General features: G+C 64.7%; 16 protein-coding genes. 12 read left to right on the forward strand and 4 right to left on the reverse strand.

What is annotated here, in order from left to right; all coding sequences use genetic code 11:
- Positions 1–5 precede the first annotated feature (5 nt).
- Positions 6–479: a DUF1772 domain-containing protein gene (locus HF024_RS04300; protein ID WP_085369568.1), complete on the forward strand. Its 474-nt coding sequence runs from the start codon at positions 6–8 to the stop codon at positions 477–479.
- A 77-nt stretch (positions 480–556) separates the two neighbouring features.
- Here HF024_RS04300 and HF024_RS04305 read toward each other — a convergent pair whose 3' ends face one another.
- A complete protein-coding gene (locus HF024_RS04305; RefSeq protein ID WP_085369567.1) occupies positions 557–1,906 on the reverse strand; it encodes an FAD-dependent oxidoreductase in 1,350 nt (449 codons plus the stop codon).
- A complete protein-coding gene (locus HF024_RS04310; RefSeq protein WP_247597299.1) occupies positions 1,903–2,736 on the reverse strand; it encodes a glucose 1-dehydrogenase in 834 nt (277 codons plus the stop codon). The genes HF024_RS04305 and HF024_RS04310 overlap by 4 nt, the downstream gene beginning before the upstream one ends.
- Positions 2,737–2,897: 161 nt before the next feature.
- Here HF024_RS04310 and HF024_RS04315 point away from each other — a divergent pair, with 161 nt between their 5' ends.
- The 7 genes from HF024_RS04315 (at position 2,898) to HF024_RS04345 (ending at position 9,845) form a co-directional block, all read left to right on the forward strand.
- A complete protein-coding gene (locus HF024_RS04315; RefSeq protein ID WP_085369565.1) occupies positions 2,898–3,131 on the forward strand; it encodes a hypothetical protein in 234 nt (77 codons plus the stop codon).
- 46 nt (positions 3,132–3,177) lie between these two features.
- Entirely contained in the window at positions 3,178–3,963 is a 786-nt protein-coding gene (locus HF024_RS04320; RefSeq protein ID WP_143465795.1) for an alpha/beta fold hydrolase, read from the forward strand.
- Positions 3,964–4,068: 105 nt separating this feature from the next.
- Positions 4,069–4,536 carry a hypothetical protein gene (locus tag HF024_RS04325; protein ID WP_168688771.1) on the forward strand — a complete coding sequence of 156 codons (468 nt, stop codon included), beginning with the start codon at positions 4,069–4,071 and terminating at the stop codon, positions 4,534–4,536.
- On the forward strand, positions 4,533–5,177 hold the full coding sequence (locus HF024_RS04330; protein ID WP_168688772.1) for a gluconate 2-dehydrogenase subunit 3 family protein: 645 nt from the start codon (positions 4,533–4,535) through the stop codon (positions 5,175–5,177). Before HF024_RS04325 ends, HF024_RS04330 begins: the two co-directional genes overlap by 4 nt.
- A complete protein-coding gene (locus HF024_RS04335) occupies positions 5,167–6,819 on the forward strand; it encodes a GMC family oxidoreductase (RefSeq protein WP_085369561.1) in 1,653 nt (550 codons plus the stop codon). The genes HF024_RS04330 and HF024_RS04335 overlap by 11 nt, the downstream gene beginning before the upstream one ends.
- On the forward strand, positions 6,816–8,651 hold the full coding sequence (locus HF024_RS04340; protein WP_168688773.1) for a thiamine pyrophosphate-requiring protein: 1,836 nt from the start codon (positions 6,816–6,818) through the stop codon (positions 8,649–8,651). Before HF024_RS04335 ends, HF024_RS04340 begins: the two co-directional genes overlap by 4 nt.
- On the forward strand, positions 8,652–9,845 hold the full coding sequence (locus HF024_RS04345) for an enolase C-terminal domain-like protein (RefSeq protein WP_168688774.1): 1,194 nt from the start codon (positions 8,652–8,654) through the stop codon (positions 9,843–9,845).
- Here HF024_RS04345 and HF024_RS04350 read toward each other — a convergent pair.
- Positions 9,805–10,287: a MarR family transcriptional regulator gene (locus HF024_RS04350; protein ID WP_085369558.1), complete on the reverse strand. Its 483-nt coding sequence runs from the start codon at positions 10,285–10,287 to the stop codon at positions 9,805–9,807. The genes HF024_RS04345 and HF024_RS04350 overlap by 41 nt on opposite strands.
- A gap of 147 nt (positions 10,288–10,434) precedes the next feature.
- Here HF024_RS04350 and HF024_RS04355 point away from each other — a divergent pair, with 147 nt between their 5' ends.
- The 3 genes from HF024_RS04355 to HF024_RS04365 are packed head-to-tail and all read left to right on the forward strand — an operon-like array spanning position 10,435 to position 12,337.
- On the forward strand, positions 10,435–11,079 hold the full coding sequence (locus HF024_RS04355) for a carbonic anhydrase (protein ID WP_085369557.1): 645 nt from the start codon (positions 10,435–10,437) through the stop codon (positions 11,077–11,079).
- Positions 11,076–11,777, forward strand: coding sequence for a flavin reductase family protein (locus HF024_RS04360; protein WP_085369556.1), 702 nt, complete (start codon positions 11,076–11,078; stop codon positions 11,775–11,777). The genes HF024_RS04355 and HF024_RS04360 overlap by 4 nt, the downstream gene beginning before the upstream one ends.
- On the forward strand, positions 11,774–12,337 hold the full coding sequence (locus tag HF024_RS04365) for a DUF488 domain-containing protein (protein WP_247597300.1): 564 nt from the start codon (positions 11,774–11,776) through the stop codon (positions 12,335–12,337). The genes HF024_RS04360 and HF024_RS04365 overlap by 4 nt, the downstream gene beginning before the upstream one ends.
- Here the strand turns inward: HF024_RS04365 and HF024_RS04370 are convergent.
- The gene (locus HF024_RS04370) at positions 12,279–14,129 is read right to left on the reverse strand and encodes a glycoside hydrolase family 15 protein (RefSeq protein ID WP_247597301.1); all 1,851 of its coding nucleotides are present in this window, start codon (positions 14,127–14,129) and stop codon (positions 12,279–12,281) included. The two genes, HF024_RS04365 and HF024_RS04370, sit on opposite strands and share 59 nt — an antisense overlap.
- 216 nt (positions 14,130–14,345) lie before the next feature.
- Here HF024_RS04370 and HF024_RS04375 point away from each other — a divergent pair, with 216 nt between their 5' ends.
- Positions 14,346–15,413, forward strand: coding sequence for a sodium:calcium antiporter (locus HF024_RS04375; protein WP_168688776.1), 1,068 nt, complete (start codon positions 14,346–14,348; stop codon positions 15,411–15,413).
- Positions 15,414–15,556 lie beyond the last annotated feature (143 nt).

A 15,556-nucleotide genomic window follows, 5' to 3' on the forward strand; every position in this document is an offset into this window, starting at 1 on the left:
CCCGCATGGACGTCATCGTTTCGATCACCACCACAGTCGCCATCCTTGGAGTAGCCGTGATTTTCGGCGCCGACGTGCTCGCCGCGGTCGTACTCCGCCCGGTCTACGCCGGTGTGGATGCGCGCACGCTCGTGCAGGCCGTCGGGCGCGGTCACCATTTTGGAGACCGTCGCCTCCCGATCGCCGGCATCCTTGGCGTCGTGTTCACCGCGGCCACGGCGATCATCGCCTTCATCGGGCGGATGCCAGCGCCCGGTTTCCTCGCGGGAGCGGCACTACTGCTGCTGCTTACCTGGCTGGTTCTCTTCACGCGAATCTCGAAGCCGATCAATGCGCGACTCAGCGCCGCCGCATTGGCGGGTGAGGTGCCGGAAAATGCGCGGGAGCTGCAGGATCGATGGGAATCGATCATCACGCTGCGCGCCGTCATACAAGGCGTGTCCGTATTGCTGCTCTGCTCGGTACTCATCGTCGCGTGAACGAGAAGACGAGCTTCCGAACGATCGCCCCGCCTGGCTCAGCTCGTCAACCGCACAAGTAGGGCCTGGCGGTGGACCTACGGCGCGTGATTCTTCTCCTCCGTCTGCCCGGCGATCGCCCGCTCGAAAGTCCTGCGCGGATGTTGGACGGCGGACGTGGATGTCAGGTCCCGGATTGCGAGGACGTTTGCGGCCCAGTTCGCCGCGAGTCGTATCCGTCTGGACATGCTGGGAAGAGCTGCACCGTGGTAGGCCTTGTCGATGACCCAGGCGAGCTGGCCTCGAACCGGCACGCCCTTGACGACGCCGGCGCCGCGCCGTGCGCCGAAGCTCGCGAGGGTGCCGAGCGACGTGTGCCGGTACGCGAACGGTTCGGTGCCATCCAGGACGCGGAGGATGTTGTCTGCGACGAGTTGGGCTTGTCGGAGAGCGTGTTGGGCAGTTGGCGGGCAGAATGCGGGTTGTGAGGGCGCGGTGAGGTTGGGGATTTCGGCGTTGTCGCCGATCGCCCACGCACCAGGTAGTGGTGTGCCGTCGTTGTCGATCACTTGGAGGCGCGCGTTGGCTTGAACGTGACCTTTGCTACCTCGGGGAGCGTTCGTCCGGTCCAGCTCCGGGTTGGGGGTGACGCCGGCCGCCCACACGATCGTGTCCGCGCCGAGCTGGGTGCCGTCCGTGAGGTGGACGATACCGTTCTCGCAGGAGCGCATTTCCGTGTTCGTTTTCACGGTGATCCCGCGCCGCCGGAGGAGGCGGAGGGTCCAGTCGGAGAGCGAAGGGGGTAGCTCCGTAGCGATCCGACCAGCTGCTTCCACAAGAATCCAGTGCTGCGCTGCCTGGTCCAAAGTGGGGTAGCTTGCATGGGCGCGGCTGGCGAGATCCTGGAGCTCGGCCATCGCTTCAACCCCGGTGTAACCGCCGCCGACGAAGACGAAGGAGAGGGCGCGGTTGCGAACGGCGGCGTCTGTCGTGCTCGCCGCAGATTGGATGCGGTCCAGGACATGGTTGCGGAGGAACACGGCCTCCTCAAGTGATTCGAATCCGACGGCATGTTCGGCCAGACCGGATATTGGCGCTGCTTTCGTGACGGCGCCGAGGGCGAAGACAACGTGGTCGTATCGGGTCGCTCGTTCGGTTCCGTCGAGGGTGCGTATCACGGCGGTCTTCGACCGGCAGTCGACGGATTCGATCGTCCCGCCGACGACGGTGGCGAAGGAGAGCGGCCGGGAAAGGTCGACGGTGACATCACGAGGTTGGGTGTGGCCCCCAGCGACTTCGGGCAGCAGGGGTTTGTATGTCATGTACGGTCGCGGTTCGACCACCGTCACGCGCACGCGTCCGGACAGTGCGGCGCGGCGAAGTCCTCGAGCAGCGTGGAAGCCTGCATACCCGCCACCGAGAATGAGGATGTGCGGCGCCGCGGTCACAGCCCGACGCTTCCCTGCATGATCCCACCGTCGACGAAAACGGTGGTCGCTGTCAGGTAACGGCCCTGGTTGGACGCCACGAAGATCACCGTGTCGGCGATCGCCGACGGATCGGCGACCGTTCGGAGCGGGATGCTTTGCTCGAGTTTTCGGCGACTGTCCGGGTCGGTCATCGTCGCCGCATTGATCGGAGTGTTCACCGCTCCGGGGGCCACGTTGACGACGCGCACCCCGTGCGGGCCGAGCTCGACCCCGGCCGTTCGGGTGAGCATCCGCATGGCACCTTTGGAGACGCAGTAGGCGATATTGCCGGGCATCGGCCAGTCCTCATGAACCGAGGACATGTTCACGACCACACCTCCCTCGGGGCCTTGCTGGATGAATTGCTCGGCCGCGAATTTCGTTCCGAAGAACGCACTGCGAACGTTCACCGCGATAACTTCGTCGAAGGTGTCCTCGTCGATCTCGAGCAGGGACATGCGTTTTTCGATTCCGGCGTTGTTCACGAACACGTCCAGCCGTCCAAACTCGTCGACCGCGGCTCGGATCAGCTTCTGGATGCCGTCGGGTTGGGAAACATCTGCCTCGACGCCGATTGCTTCGCCTCCGGTGGAAACGATCTGTTGCACGAGGTCGGCAGTGTCGTCGGGATGGGCGACGTAGTCGATCACGACGCGTGCACCCTCCGCTGCTGCTGCGATCGCGGTGGCGGCACCTATGCCGCTGTTACCGCCGGTGACCACGATGGTCTTGCCATCTAATTGCATGCGTTCTCCCCTCGGGATGGATTGTCCGCAATTGTAAGCAAGCAATTGCGATGCCGCAATCATTGCGAATGACCTCGATATCCAATCAGGGAAGTGGTAGGACTCTCCGGTCGCGTGCCCACGAGCTCGGGTCGATTCCCGGGCAATTCATCGTTAGCAGCATCTTCACTAAGGCTGGCGTTGGTGCAATAATTGCGCTGTAGCAACTAATCGAGGTGAGAAGGATGGACAAAGCAAGAGACGAGTTCGCAACCGAACGGGATTCTCTAGAGGGGCAGTACACCCAGCACGGGGACACCGCGCCACGCACGGTGCACGGTCAATACACCGAGACCGAGGCGGAGGCACCCGACCCGCACGTCGAGGGAGAGTACACCGGCGCCTCCCACCACGGTGAAGCACCAGAGGTGACGAGCACGGAGAAGCGTCACGGCAACTACCCGAAGGCGGAGCACTGACGTGGCAGGACGCCAATTCCGGTTCCTCAACGATCGCACGGTCGGCATGTCCGGCCTCGGCGATCCGATGGCGAACCGGTTGGTCCTGCTGTGCCATCCGACCGCGGGTGCGGCCGGATTCGATCCTGACCCGGTTCTGACCTCCACCTGGGGTGTGCATCTGGTGTCCTTCGACCGTCCGGGGTACGGCTCATCCGATCCCTATCCGGACGGCACAACTCCGTCCGCGGCGGCATGGGCAGATGACGTGGCCCACTATTTCACCCGGGCCGAAGCCACCGCGTCGTCCGTCGCGCACACCGATTTCGGGCGCATCGGCGTCATCGGATGGCGAGAGGGCGGCCTGTTCGCTGCGACCCTCGCCGCCCGTCACCCAGACCTCGTCGACCGTTTGGCGCTGGTCGGCTGCCCGGCTTGGCCGACGCTGGCGGACGCCCGCGAATCTGACGCGGAATCATGGTTCGATCCGAACCGACTGATCCCGCGGTTCTCCGAACGGGACACGAGTTCGTACGAGCGGCGTGTGAACCGGATGCTCGCCGACGCTCGGCTGCAGGGCAGCGTCGGCGTCGACACCGACGTGGCCTGCTTTGAGGCCGACCCGCCATCGCTCGAACGGGTCTCTGCCGACACTCTGATCGCGATCGGCAAACGAGACGACTACGCCACCCCCGTAGACGGGCGCTGGTTCAGCAAGCAACTTCCGCTGTCGCAGACTTTCGTGTCCGAGCGCGGCGGCCGCGACCTCATCGCCAGCGCCTGGCAACGCATCCTCGAACACGTCGCACCCGGCCACGGACACGTCGACGCGATCATCGCTCGCACCCACTGACCGTGCGTTCTGCGATGGCGTACATCCCCCTTCACCCCATCAGCCAACCGGAGTACCAGTGACAACGAGGTCCACTTCCGACGCCCGCCCGACGAAAGGCCACCGATGACACTTCGTGCCAGCAGAAAATCCGCACGCACAGCGGTGCGCGGCATCGATCGCATGGTGAAGAACGTGGAAACCGGACGCTTCGAACGATCCCTGTCCACGCTGACAGCCGTCGGTGCGCTCGTCACCGCGGGCGAGATCTTCTTCGAGCACGACAAGGCCAGTTTCGGCAACAAATGGATGTGGGTGCCGGTGGTCCTCGGACCGGTCGGCGCGGCAGCCGGCATCGCTGGCCTGCTCAGTCATCGAATGGCGAAAACCGTCTTGCCCGTAGCGTCGGCGACGATCATCGCGAATGGGCTCCAGGGCACCTACCTGCACGCCCGCGGCGTCGCCCAGAAACCTGGCGGGTGGCAAAACCTGCGCTACAACCTCGAAATGGGCCCCCCGCTCCTGGCGCCTCTGTTGGTGACGATGGTCGGCGGGATGGGACTGCTCGCCGCGATCCTGAGGCGCGAGAAATGACAACCCTGCCGCTCTCGCCAAGCAACGGCGGCGACCGTTTCCCCGGCTTCGATGTCCTCAGCCAACGTGAGCACTGGGATGCGGCCACCGAGGCCGTCGTCGAGTCACGGCTCGGGCTGCTGCCGCAGATGCGATTCTTCGACGTCGTCGAGGAAGCGTGCGCCACCGCACTCTTCGACCAGCTCCTCGATCAGCGCGATGAACCCCGGGTGCCCGTCACCCGGATGGTGGACTCCCGGCTGGCGGAGAAGGAGACCGACGGGTGGCACTACGACTCGATGCCGGCCGACCCGGACGCCTGGCGGCGTTCGTTGGCCGCCCTCGACGACGACGCGAACGCCACGTATGGTGCCGTGTTTGCTGACTGCACCTGGAACGACCAGCATGCACTACTAGCCGACATTCAGCGCCTCGGATCCGCCGACTGGCATGGCATGCCAGCGTCGGCCGTGTGGGGGTTGTGGACCCGGTACGCGTGCACCGCGTTCTATTCACACCCGTCGGCGTGGAACGAGATCGGCTTCGCCGGCCCCGCCTACCCGCGCGGCTACAAGAACCTCGGCATCGACCGGCGTGAACCGTTCGAAGTCGCCGACGCGAACCCCGACGACGACCCCACCAGGACATCCGATGCCCGATAAGGTGCGGGAACGCAACGAGTCCGCATGGCTGCTCACGCCGAACGGCGCCGCGCCAGAACACCGCCTCCGCGACGACATGCGCCGCTTCGACGACAACGACGACGTGGACCTGGTCATCGTCGGGTGTGGTGCAGGCGGATCGACGCTCCTGCAACGGGCTGCGCGATCCGGCTGGACGGTCGTCGCCTTGGACGCCGGCCCGTTCTGGAACCCCGAAACCGACTGGGTGAGCGACGAAGCCGGCTCCCATCAGCTTTATTGGACAGAACCACGCCAGATCGGCGGCGGCGACCCCGTCCCGCTCGGATCCAACAACTCCGGCCGCGGAGTCGGCGGGTCGATGGTGCACTACGCCGGATACACCCCCCGGTTCCACCCCAGTGACTTCCACACCCGGACGGCGGATGGTGTCGGCGCTGACTGGCCGATCGCTTACGACGACCTCCGTCCCTATTACTCCGCCATCGAGGGCGAACTGCCGGTGGCGGGGGAGGACTGGCCGTGGGGCGACCCGCACTCGTACCCGCACCGCCCGCATCCCGTCTCCGGGAACGGGGAGGTGTTCCAACGCGGTGCCCTGGCGTGCGGGATCACGGCGAAGGTAGGACCGGTCGCGATCGCGAACGGCCGGTTCGGCAACCGGCCGCACTGCATCTACCGCGGCTTCTGCCTGCAGGGCTGCAAGGTCAACGCGAAGGCGTCACCGCTGATCACCCACATCCCGGACGCGCTCGCGCACGGCGCAGAAGTACGCGCGGACAGCATGGTGACCTCCATCGGCATCGACCAGCGCACCGGGCTAGCAAACGGCGTGCACTACGTGAAAGACGGCCGGCCACGGTTCCAGCACGCACGAATGGTCGCGATCGCCGGATACTCCATCGAGACACCCCGCCTGCTGCTGAACTCGACCTCCGCCCGCTTCCCGAATGGGCTCTGCAACGACTTCGACCAGGTCGGCCGCTTCCTGATGGTGCAGGGCGCACCGCAAACCGCCGGACGATTCGACGCAGAGATCCGAATGTGGAAAGGACCGCCACCGGAAGTCAGCACCGAACAGTTCTACGAAACCGACCCGACCAAACCGTACAAGCGCGGCTTCTCCATCCAGACCGTCTCCCCGCTACCGATCACCTGGGCGGAACACGTCATGGCAGAAGGCCGCTGGGGAGCGGACCTGCGCAACTACATGTCCGACTACGTGCACTGGGCCTGCTTCGGAGCGCTCTGCGAGTTCCTGCCCCAACCCGATAACCGGGTCACCCTCAGCGCGGAGAAGGACCGGTACGGGCTGCCGATCGCCCACTTCTCCTACACCCAATGCGACAACGACCGAGCGCTGGCCCATGCGGCGCAAAAGGTGATGGAGCGAATCCTCACCGCAGCCGGCGCCCGCGAGACCATCACCATCCAACGCTACGCACACCTCGTCGGCGGGGCCAGAATGGCCGCGCGTGAGGAAGACGGCGTGGTGGACGCTGACTGCCGCAGCTTCGCCGTTCCCAACCTGCTCATCACCGACGGCAGTGTCCTACCGACCCAGGGCAGCGCCAATCCGGCCCTGACCATCATGGCGATCGCCGCCCGCGCAGCCGACCGACTGCTGAAACACCCGAACAGAATCGAAAGAGGAATCACATGACAACGGTCAGCGAGTTTGTGATCGAGCGTATCAAAGCGTGGGGAGTCACTCGGGTGTTCGGGTTCCCCGGCGACGGCATCGGCGAGTTCGACGGTGCACTCGGGAAGGCCGAACGGGACGGTGTCGGCGTCGAATACATCCGACCCACCCACGAAGAGGTCTGCGCACTGATGGCGACAGCGCACGCCAAATTCACCGGCGAAACCGGCGTGTGCACCGCGACCTCGAGCCCGGGAGCGTTCCACCTGATCAACGGCCTCTACGACGCGAGGATGGACAACCAGCCCGTCGTCGCGATCGTCGGCCAGCAGGGCTTGAACTCCCTCGGAACCTTCAATCAGCAGGAGAACAACCTCGAACGGGTGTTCGCCGATGTCGCCTGCTACGTGCAGACCATCGTCTCGCCCGAACAGGCGCAGGCCGTGATCGACACCGCGTTCCGCACCGCCCGGGTGCGTCTGCAAGCCGCGGTCGTCATCTTGCCTCACGACGTTCAAGGGATGAAGATGACGCCTCCCTCGCCTGAGATGTGGGTGTCACGGTCGAGCGCTGTCGCCCCGTCCACCTCTGTCGTCCCGCCGCGCAGCGAACTCGTGAAGGCGGCCGCGATCATCAACGCCGGGCGTAAAGTCACCTTCCTTGTCGGGCACGGCGCCAATGGGGCGACCGACGAGGTCCTCGAAGCGGCACGGCTCTCCGGCGCCGGAATCATCACGGCTCTACGCGGCAAGCAGGTGATCCCGGCCGAGATTCCCTATCACTCACAGCAGCTCGGACTGCTCGGGTCGCTGCCCAGCCTGCACCAGATCAAGGACTGCGACACGCTGGTGATGCTCGGCACCGACTACCCGTACGGTCAATTCCTGCCCGCTACCGGGCAGGCGCGGGCCATTCAGGTCGATCTCAAGCCTGAACAGCTGGGTTTGCGCTATCCCACCGAGCTGAACCTCTGGGGTGACGTGAAGGCCACGCTGGCAGAGCTCATCCCGCTCCTTGACGAAACGACCGACCTCGACTGGCAACAGAAGGTCGCCGACGAGATGGTCGAGTGGGAGTCGGAGATGGAAGCGCAGGCGCTGTTGCACTATGACGACGGTGTGAACCCGCGACGTGTGTATCACGAGCTCAACAAACGCCTGCCGCCGCAGGCCATCGTCACCGCCGACGCCGGGACAACAGCCGACTGGTACGGACACCACATCCGGCTGCGTCGCGGGATGCTCGGCGACCTCTCCGGTCGGCTCGCGACGATGCTCGCCGCGATGCCGTACGCGGTCGCTGCAAAGTTCGCATACTCGGACAGGACTGTCATCTGCACCATCGGTGACGGTGCGTTCCAGATGCTCGGCATGAACGAGCTCATCACGGTGAAGAAGTACATTGACCGGTGGGACAACCCGCAACTAATCGTCCTTGTCCTGCACAACAACGACCTCACCCAGGTGTCCTGGGAAATGCGGACTGAAGACGCGAACCCCGTGTGGAACACCGCCCAGGTGGTCGAGAGCGTCGACTACGCCGGCTGGGCGGAACTGCTCGGATTCCGCAGCATCACGGTCACCGATGACGACCAGGTCGTTGCAGCCTGGGACGACGCGTTCGCCCACCGGGGTGTGACGCTCATCGACGCACACACCAGCAAGAACGTGCCACCTCTGCCCCCGCACATCACTGCCGAATACGCGAAGAATACCGCGACAGCGTTGCTGAAAGGCGACCCGAGCGATATGGCGGTGATCCGCGACTCCGCAGCGGCACTGTTCGCCGAAGGGGTCGAGCGTGTCAAAGACCGACTGCACCTCGGTGACACAACTGACGAGAAGAGCGAATAGATGCGCTCGGCCGACTGGATCGACCAGCTCACGGTCAGCGCGTACACCGTGCCGACGACGACGGCTGGCGTCCCCCAACAGGAATCGGACGGCACCGCCGTGTGGGACTCGACCGGCGTGCTCGTCGTCGAGGCGGCGTCGGACGGGTTGGTCGGCCTGGGGTACGCATACACGTCCTCGGCGGCGGTCCGCGTCGTTCGAGATCAGCTCGCACCGATCGTGCTCGGTTCGAACAGGATGGACATCGAATCGACGTTCTGGTCGATGGCTGAAACCATGCGCAACCTCGGCTGGGAAGGAGTGTGCGCAAGCGCGATCTCCGCCGTCGACATCGCGATCCATGACCTCCGAGCCAAGCGACTCGACACCGCTCTGGTCCGCCTCCTCGGTCGTGCCAGATCGAAGGTCATGGCGTACGGAAGCGGCGGATTCACCAGTTACTCTGCCGCTCAGCTTCACGGGCAGTTCAGCGCCTGGGCAGATGACGGCTTTCGCGCCGTGAAGATGAAGGTCGGATCGTCCCCGGCCGACGATGTGCAACGCGTGGCCGCGGCGCGGGCAGCGATCGGAACGCGAGTCGCCCTGTTCGTCGACGCGAACGGCGCATACGATCGCAAACAAGCGCTCGGGTTCTCGGAACGATTCCACGAGCAGGACGTCACCTGGTTCGAAGAACCCGTGTCCAGCGACGATCTGGCGGGACTCCGTTTTCTCCGCGACCGAGGTCCCGCGGGAATGCAGATCGCTGCGGGGGAGTACGGGTACACCCCGGCCTACTTCCTTCGCATGCTCAACGCCGGCGCCGTCGACACGATCCAGGCCGACGCAACCCGGTGCGGCGGAATCACGGGATTCACCCGAGCAGCTGCCATCGCGCAAGCCGCTGGTGTCCCGATCAGCGCGCACACGGCGCCGTCCATTCACGCAACCCTCGGCGCTGCCCTCTCCAATGTCGTGCATGTCGAGTATTTTCACGATCACGCGCACATCGAATCGCTCTTCTTCGACGGGCGTCCGGCGTTGACCGATGGAGACCTCGTACCCGACGCGAGTTCGCCGGGCCACGGTCTCACCCTGCGCAGGTCAGACAGCGAGCCTTATCTCGTCGACCAGCTGGTCATGACCCTCGACGAAGAGGGCCGGCGCTCGTCGCCTACGATTGCAGCGAAAAGGCGAAACGGCCGTCGTGGATAGGCTCGCCGCCCGCCGCACTGGCGAAGACTTCGAACGCGGCGGCCACTCGCTTCTGTTCCTCATCTGGAAGGCTCTCCAGCACCTGGGTCATGGCAGTGCGGCGCTGATCCAGAACGTGGTTCACCAGATCAGAGCCGGCGTCGGTCAATTCGAGCCGGATGTAGCGGCGATCGCTCGGGTGGTCTGAGCGAGTGATGTATCCGGCTTGCACCAATTTCTCGCACGCTCGCGTCGCATTCGAAGGATGGACACCCAACTCGGATGCGACGGCGCCGAGGTTCTGCGGGCCCGTTGCGGCGATCATCATCAGCACGCGAAGCTGCGGCGTCGTGACCCGGTCCTCGACCTCGAAGACGGATCGCGCGGCAACGCGCATCATGACATTCGCTGCCGACAGCGCTGCGTCTACGGCGCGTATAGCCGCCGGTCTCGAACTCGTCATGCTTTAAGTATTGCTCCAATCGTTGCGGACACGCAAACCTTGCGCGTTCTGGCGCTACTGTGGAAGAGGCTCGGGTGCACGGGACCCAGGGGAGATCCGCCACCGCTCAGGCCGAATTGTTTCCAATCGTCCCGCCGAGGAGAGACTGTGACCCAATCTGCAACCGTCCTTCGAGAACTGCTTGTCGGCAACGCCCGATTCGTGGCCGGTACGCCACTGCATCCGCATCAGGACGTCGACCGGCGTGCGCACCTGTCGGCATCGCAGGCGCCGATTGTCGCGATCTTCGGGTGTTCGGATTCACGTCTCGCCGCAGAGATCATCTTCGACCTCGGGCTCGGCGACGCGTTCGTGATCCGCAACGCAGGACAGGTCGTCTCCGAATCGGTTCTCGGTTCGCTGGAATACGCGGTCGCAGTCCTGCACGTCCCTCTCGTCGTCGTCCTCGGTCACGACTCCTGCGGAGCGGTCGCTGCGGCTATCGACGCCCAGTCCGCTCACCCGCCGCTTCTGCCTGACCACATCAGGACGCTGATTGCTCCGATCGGCAGCGCTGTGCGCAGGGTCGCCGCGTCGACCGTCGACATCGATCCCGCCGAGGTCGGACGAGAGCACCTCCGCGACACCGTCACCGAGATCATCGAACGTTCCACCGTGATCCAGGCTGCTGTGGGCGCAGGCGAGCTCGCCGTGGTCGGCGCCAATTACAAGCTCGCCGAAGGCGCAGTTGCGCCCGATCGGGTCGTCGGACTGCTGGACGTCGACGCGCCACGGAACCACGGAGCGGCATGAAGGCCGTCCGGCCTCTGGCCGAGGAGCGCTTGTCTCCGGCGAACGGCGTGACGCATGTGGCCGTGCGACCGAAGGTGCTGTACACGGGTACGCCCGTATTCCTCGTCGCGACCGAGAACGATGAGGGCACGTTCAATCTCGCGCCCGCATCCTCCTATTGGGCACTCGGTCAGATGATGGTCCTCGGGATCGAGAGCGACGGTCAGACGATCGAGAACCTGACGCGCCGCGCAGACCTTACCGTCAATTTCGCATCACCGGAACTCTGGTCTGCCGTGGAGGTGCTGGCTGAGGTCACAGGGCGCAACGTCGTCCCCGATGCGAAAGCGGACCGCTACCGGTATGTGCGCGACAAGTTCGCTCTCGCCGGCCTGCATCCAGAAGCCTCGGACCTCGTCGTGCCACCGCGCGTTGCCGAATGCGCTCTCCAGCTCGAAGCGCGGGCCCGGCGGCTGACCACCGGTATCGAACCCGGCTACGTCATCGTCGAGGCGGAGGTCGTGCGCGTTCACGCCGACCCGCGCCTTCTCGTCGACGGCACCGATCGGATCGACCCGCAGCAGTGGAATCCGATCATCTTCAGCTTTCGGCAGTACTTTCAGCTCGGAGCGTCGCTCGGGGCGCGCGGGTCGGGCGAGGTGGACACGGTCGAGTCGGACGGCCCGGAAGCCGCGACGACGCCTGGGGGAGCGCAGTGAGCGGCACCCGGATCTTCACGATCGGCCACTCCACGCACCCGCTTCTGGATTTCGTGGGGATGGTGAGAGCGCACGGCGTGGAGACGATCGTTGATGTGCGGAGCATCCCGAAATCGCGACACAACCCACAGTACGGAATCAGCGTGCTGCCCCAGGAGCTCGCCGCGACCGACCTCGGATACCATCTCATTGAGAAACTCGGTGGTCTCCGCCATGGCAATCGCACGGACCTGAACGGCGGGTGGCGCAACGCATCGTTCCGGGCGTACGCCGACTACATGCAATCGCCTGCCTTCTCGGCAGGCCTGGACGAACTCATCTCCATCGCCGCCGACACAGTCGTCGCGATAATGTGCGCCGAGGCGGTTCCTTGGCGGTGTCACCGCTCACTGATCGCGGATGCGCTGCTCATCCGCCGCTTCGACATCATCGACATCTTCTCCAGAACCAATGCGAAACCGCACGGGCTCACCTCCTTCGCTCGCGTCGACGGGGAACGGATCACATACCCCGGCGATGACGCGGATCAGCCTGACCAACGCGCCCATCATCGCGGTTGATGGGAATGCGATCCTCTGTGGTGCTCGCACCGCCGGCCAACAGATGGAACGCGCTCCGCACGAGAGCGGTGTGACTGTACGCCTGCGGCGTGTTGCCCAGTTGACGGTGCGAGTGCGGGTCCCACTCCTCGCTCAATAGCCCGACGTCGTTGCGAAGCTCGAGGAGACGACCGAAGAGTTTGGCCGCCTCGGCAGAACGACCGGCGCCGTTCAAAGCGTCGACAAGCCAGAATGAGCACGCGATGAAGACGCCCTCCGTGCCGGGCAGCCCATCGTCGCTTTGTTCGGGGCGGTATCGCAGGACGAGTCCGTCCTCGGTCAGGTCTTTCCGAATAGCGTCGATCGTTCCGACCACCCGAGGGTCGTCGCCCGGCAGGAACCCGACCCGCGGGATGAGTAACAGGGATGCATCGAGTTCATTGCTTCCGTATGCCTGCACGAACGTGTTGCGTGATCGGTCGAAACCGTGCTCGAGAATGTCACGCCGAATCTCGGCTCGCATCTGCTCCCACTGTCGAACAGGGCCAGGCAGATCGAATCGGCGGGCGCCGTGGATCATCCTGTCGGCGGCCACCCAGCTCATGACCTTCGAGTATGTGAAGTGCTGCCGCGGACCGCGCATCTCCCACAGACCGTTGTCCGGGTCGCGCCAGGTACCCGCCACGTGTTCGAGGAGCGCGCATTGAAGGTCCCATGCGTCCTTTTCGTCGGCGCCGATCGACGTTCGAGCAAGCGCGAGGCCGCCCAGTACCTCTCCCCAGACATCGAGTTGGAACTGATCGGCGGCCGCATTTCCGATGCGTACTGGCGCCGAATCGGCGAAACCGGTCAGCCAGTCCAGTCTCTCCTCCGGGAATCGGCGGCGACCATCCAGCCCGTACATGATCTGCAACTCCGCAGGGTCCCCGGCAACTGCCCGGAGAAGCCAATCTCGCCAGGAGCGGGCTTCGTCCGTGTATCCGGCGGTGAGCAGCGCCTGAAGAGTGAATGTGGCGTCGCGCAACCAGCAGAATCGGTAGTCCCAGTTGCGTGGCCCACCGAGTTGTTCTGGCAATGACGTGGTCGCCGCGGCGACGATACCGCCGGTGGGTGCATACGTGAGCGCTTTCAGGGTGATGAGGGACCGTTGGATAGCGTCTCTGTTCGGTCCGGAGGCGGTGCTCAGCGCGCTCCACGTTCTCCAATACCCCTCGGTCGCTGCGAGCGCAGCGTCAGGGTCGGCGGGTTGAGGTCGAGGCAGGTGGCTAGGAGTCCACGTAAGCGAGAAGCGTACTCGGTCGCCGGCGCTCACGGTGAATTCTGCTGCCGTGCGCATATCGCGACCGGTGAGCGGAATGTCGGAGGTGATCTGGACGGAGTCAGGTCCTGCGACGGCGAGGATTCCCCGGTCGGTGCGCGTCACCCAAGGAACCACATGGCCGTAGTCGAAGCGCAGTACGAGTTCCAGCTGCATCGGCACGGAGCCGGAGAGGCCTTCGACGATCCGCACCAATTCAGCGCTCTCGCCTCGGAGGGGCATGAAATCGGTTACTCTCACATGACCATCGCTGGTCTCCCATTCTGTGTCGAGAATGAGCGTATCGCCGCGGTAGCTACGGCGCGTGCAGCGAGATGAGCCAGCGGGTGTCACGATCCAGCGTCCAGCAGATTCCTCATCCAGCAGGGCTGCGAAACACGCCGGAGAGTCGAAACGCGGCAGGCAGAGCCAATCGATCGAGCCGTCAGCGGCCACCAGCGCGGCGGTGTGGAGGTCGCCGATAATCGCGTGGTCCTCGATACGTGATCCATTCACCGGTCGGCACTGCCATGCGTGACGCGTGCGACGCCACGGAGGATGCCGCCGGGGACTACCGCGGAGTTCTCGTACATATCCATTGCGACACCTTTCGTCAGAACTGCGATCCATGCAACCACATACTTGCGCAAATGCAATAGTTGCCCTTACGCGGGTATGCTCGACGAGTGAGACGCGCGCATAGGTTCGCGCGCCAGAGAGGACGGTGCAGGCATGGGAGCTCTTCCGCTGTGGCTCCTTGTCCTGATCTTCGTCGGTGGAGCAGCAGTGATCTGGGTCGCCGGGATTCAGCTGTCCAAGACCACCGACGTACTGGACACCCGGCTGCATCTCGGAGACGCGCTCGGTGGCTTGATCGTGCTGGCGGCCGCTACGAACCTTCCGGAAATCGCGATCACGGTCAGCGCCGCGCTCTCCGGCTCGATCGATGTCGCGGTGGGGAACATCCTCGGCGGCATCGCGATCCAGACGGTGGTGATCGTCGTCCTCGACACCTTCGGCAAGCGCGGTAAAGACGTGAAACCGATCACCTATCGCGCGGCTTCGCTCGGCCTCGTTCTGGAAGCGGTCGTAGTGATCGCCGTCCTCGCTGTTGTCATCGCGGGTAGTCAGCTTCCGCCCGGCCTGCTCTTTGCTCGCGTCACACCTGACGTGTTGTTGATCGCGGCGATCTGGGTCATCGGACTGTTCCTCGTGCACCGGGCAGGGAAGGGCCTGCCATGGCACCAAAACGGCGCCGCGCCGGACACGACCACGCCGCATCCGAGCGGACACCGCACTCGAACGAGGAAGAACTCGACACAGATGAGCACGGCACGCGCGGCCGTGATCTTCGGCGTGTCGGCCGTCGCAACCCTTATCGCCGGAGTCGCGCTCGAACAGGCCGGCGATGCAGCCGCGAGCAGAATCGGTCTCTCTGGTGTGCTGTTCGGGGCGACTTGGCTCGCGCTGGCCACGAGCCTTCCCGAGATCTCCACGGGTTTGCAAGCCGTAAAACAGGGCGACGACAACCTCGCCATCAGCGACATCTTCGGCGGGAACGCGTTCCTGCCCGTCCTCTTTCTCGTCGCCTCGCTCATCAGTGGCAAAGCGGTTCTTCCGCAAGCCCACTCGAGCGACATCTACCTGACAGCGCTCGCGGCGCTCCTGACCGTCGTCTATGCGATCGGACTGGTGTTCCGGCCCCGCAGACATGTCGCCGGGATGGGTCTCGATTCCCTCATCGTCCTATTGCTTTACATCATCGGAATCGGTGGCCTCGTTGCCATCACGATCAGCTGATGTCCGATCGAGTACCGTTCATCGCTGCTCTCGATGCCGAGGCTGTGGTCGACGGCCGCTGCCGGAGACCCTGGCCCCGCATCCCCTCGATCCACTTCGCGCGTTGTTCCGCGATTGCGAAGATGGTCCAGGGGCGCAATCCA

It is taken from the genome of Leifsonia sp. PS1209 (assembly GCF_012317045.1).
Taxonomy (GTDB): Bacteria; Actinomycetota; Actinomycetes; order Actinomycetales; family Microbacteriaceae; genus Leifsonia.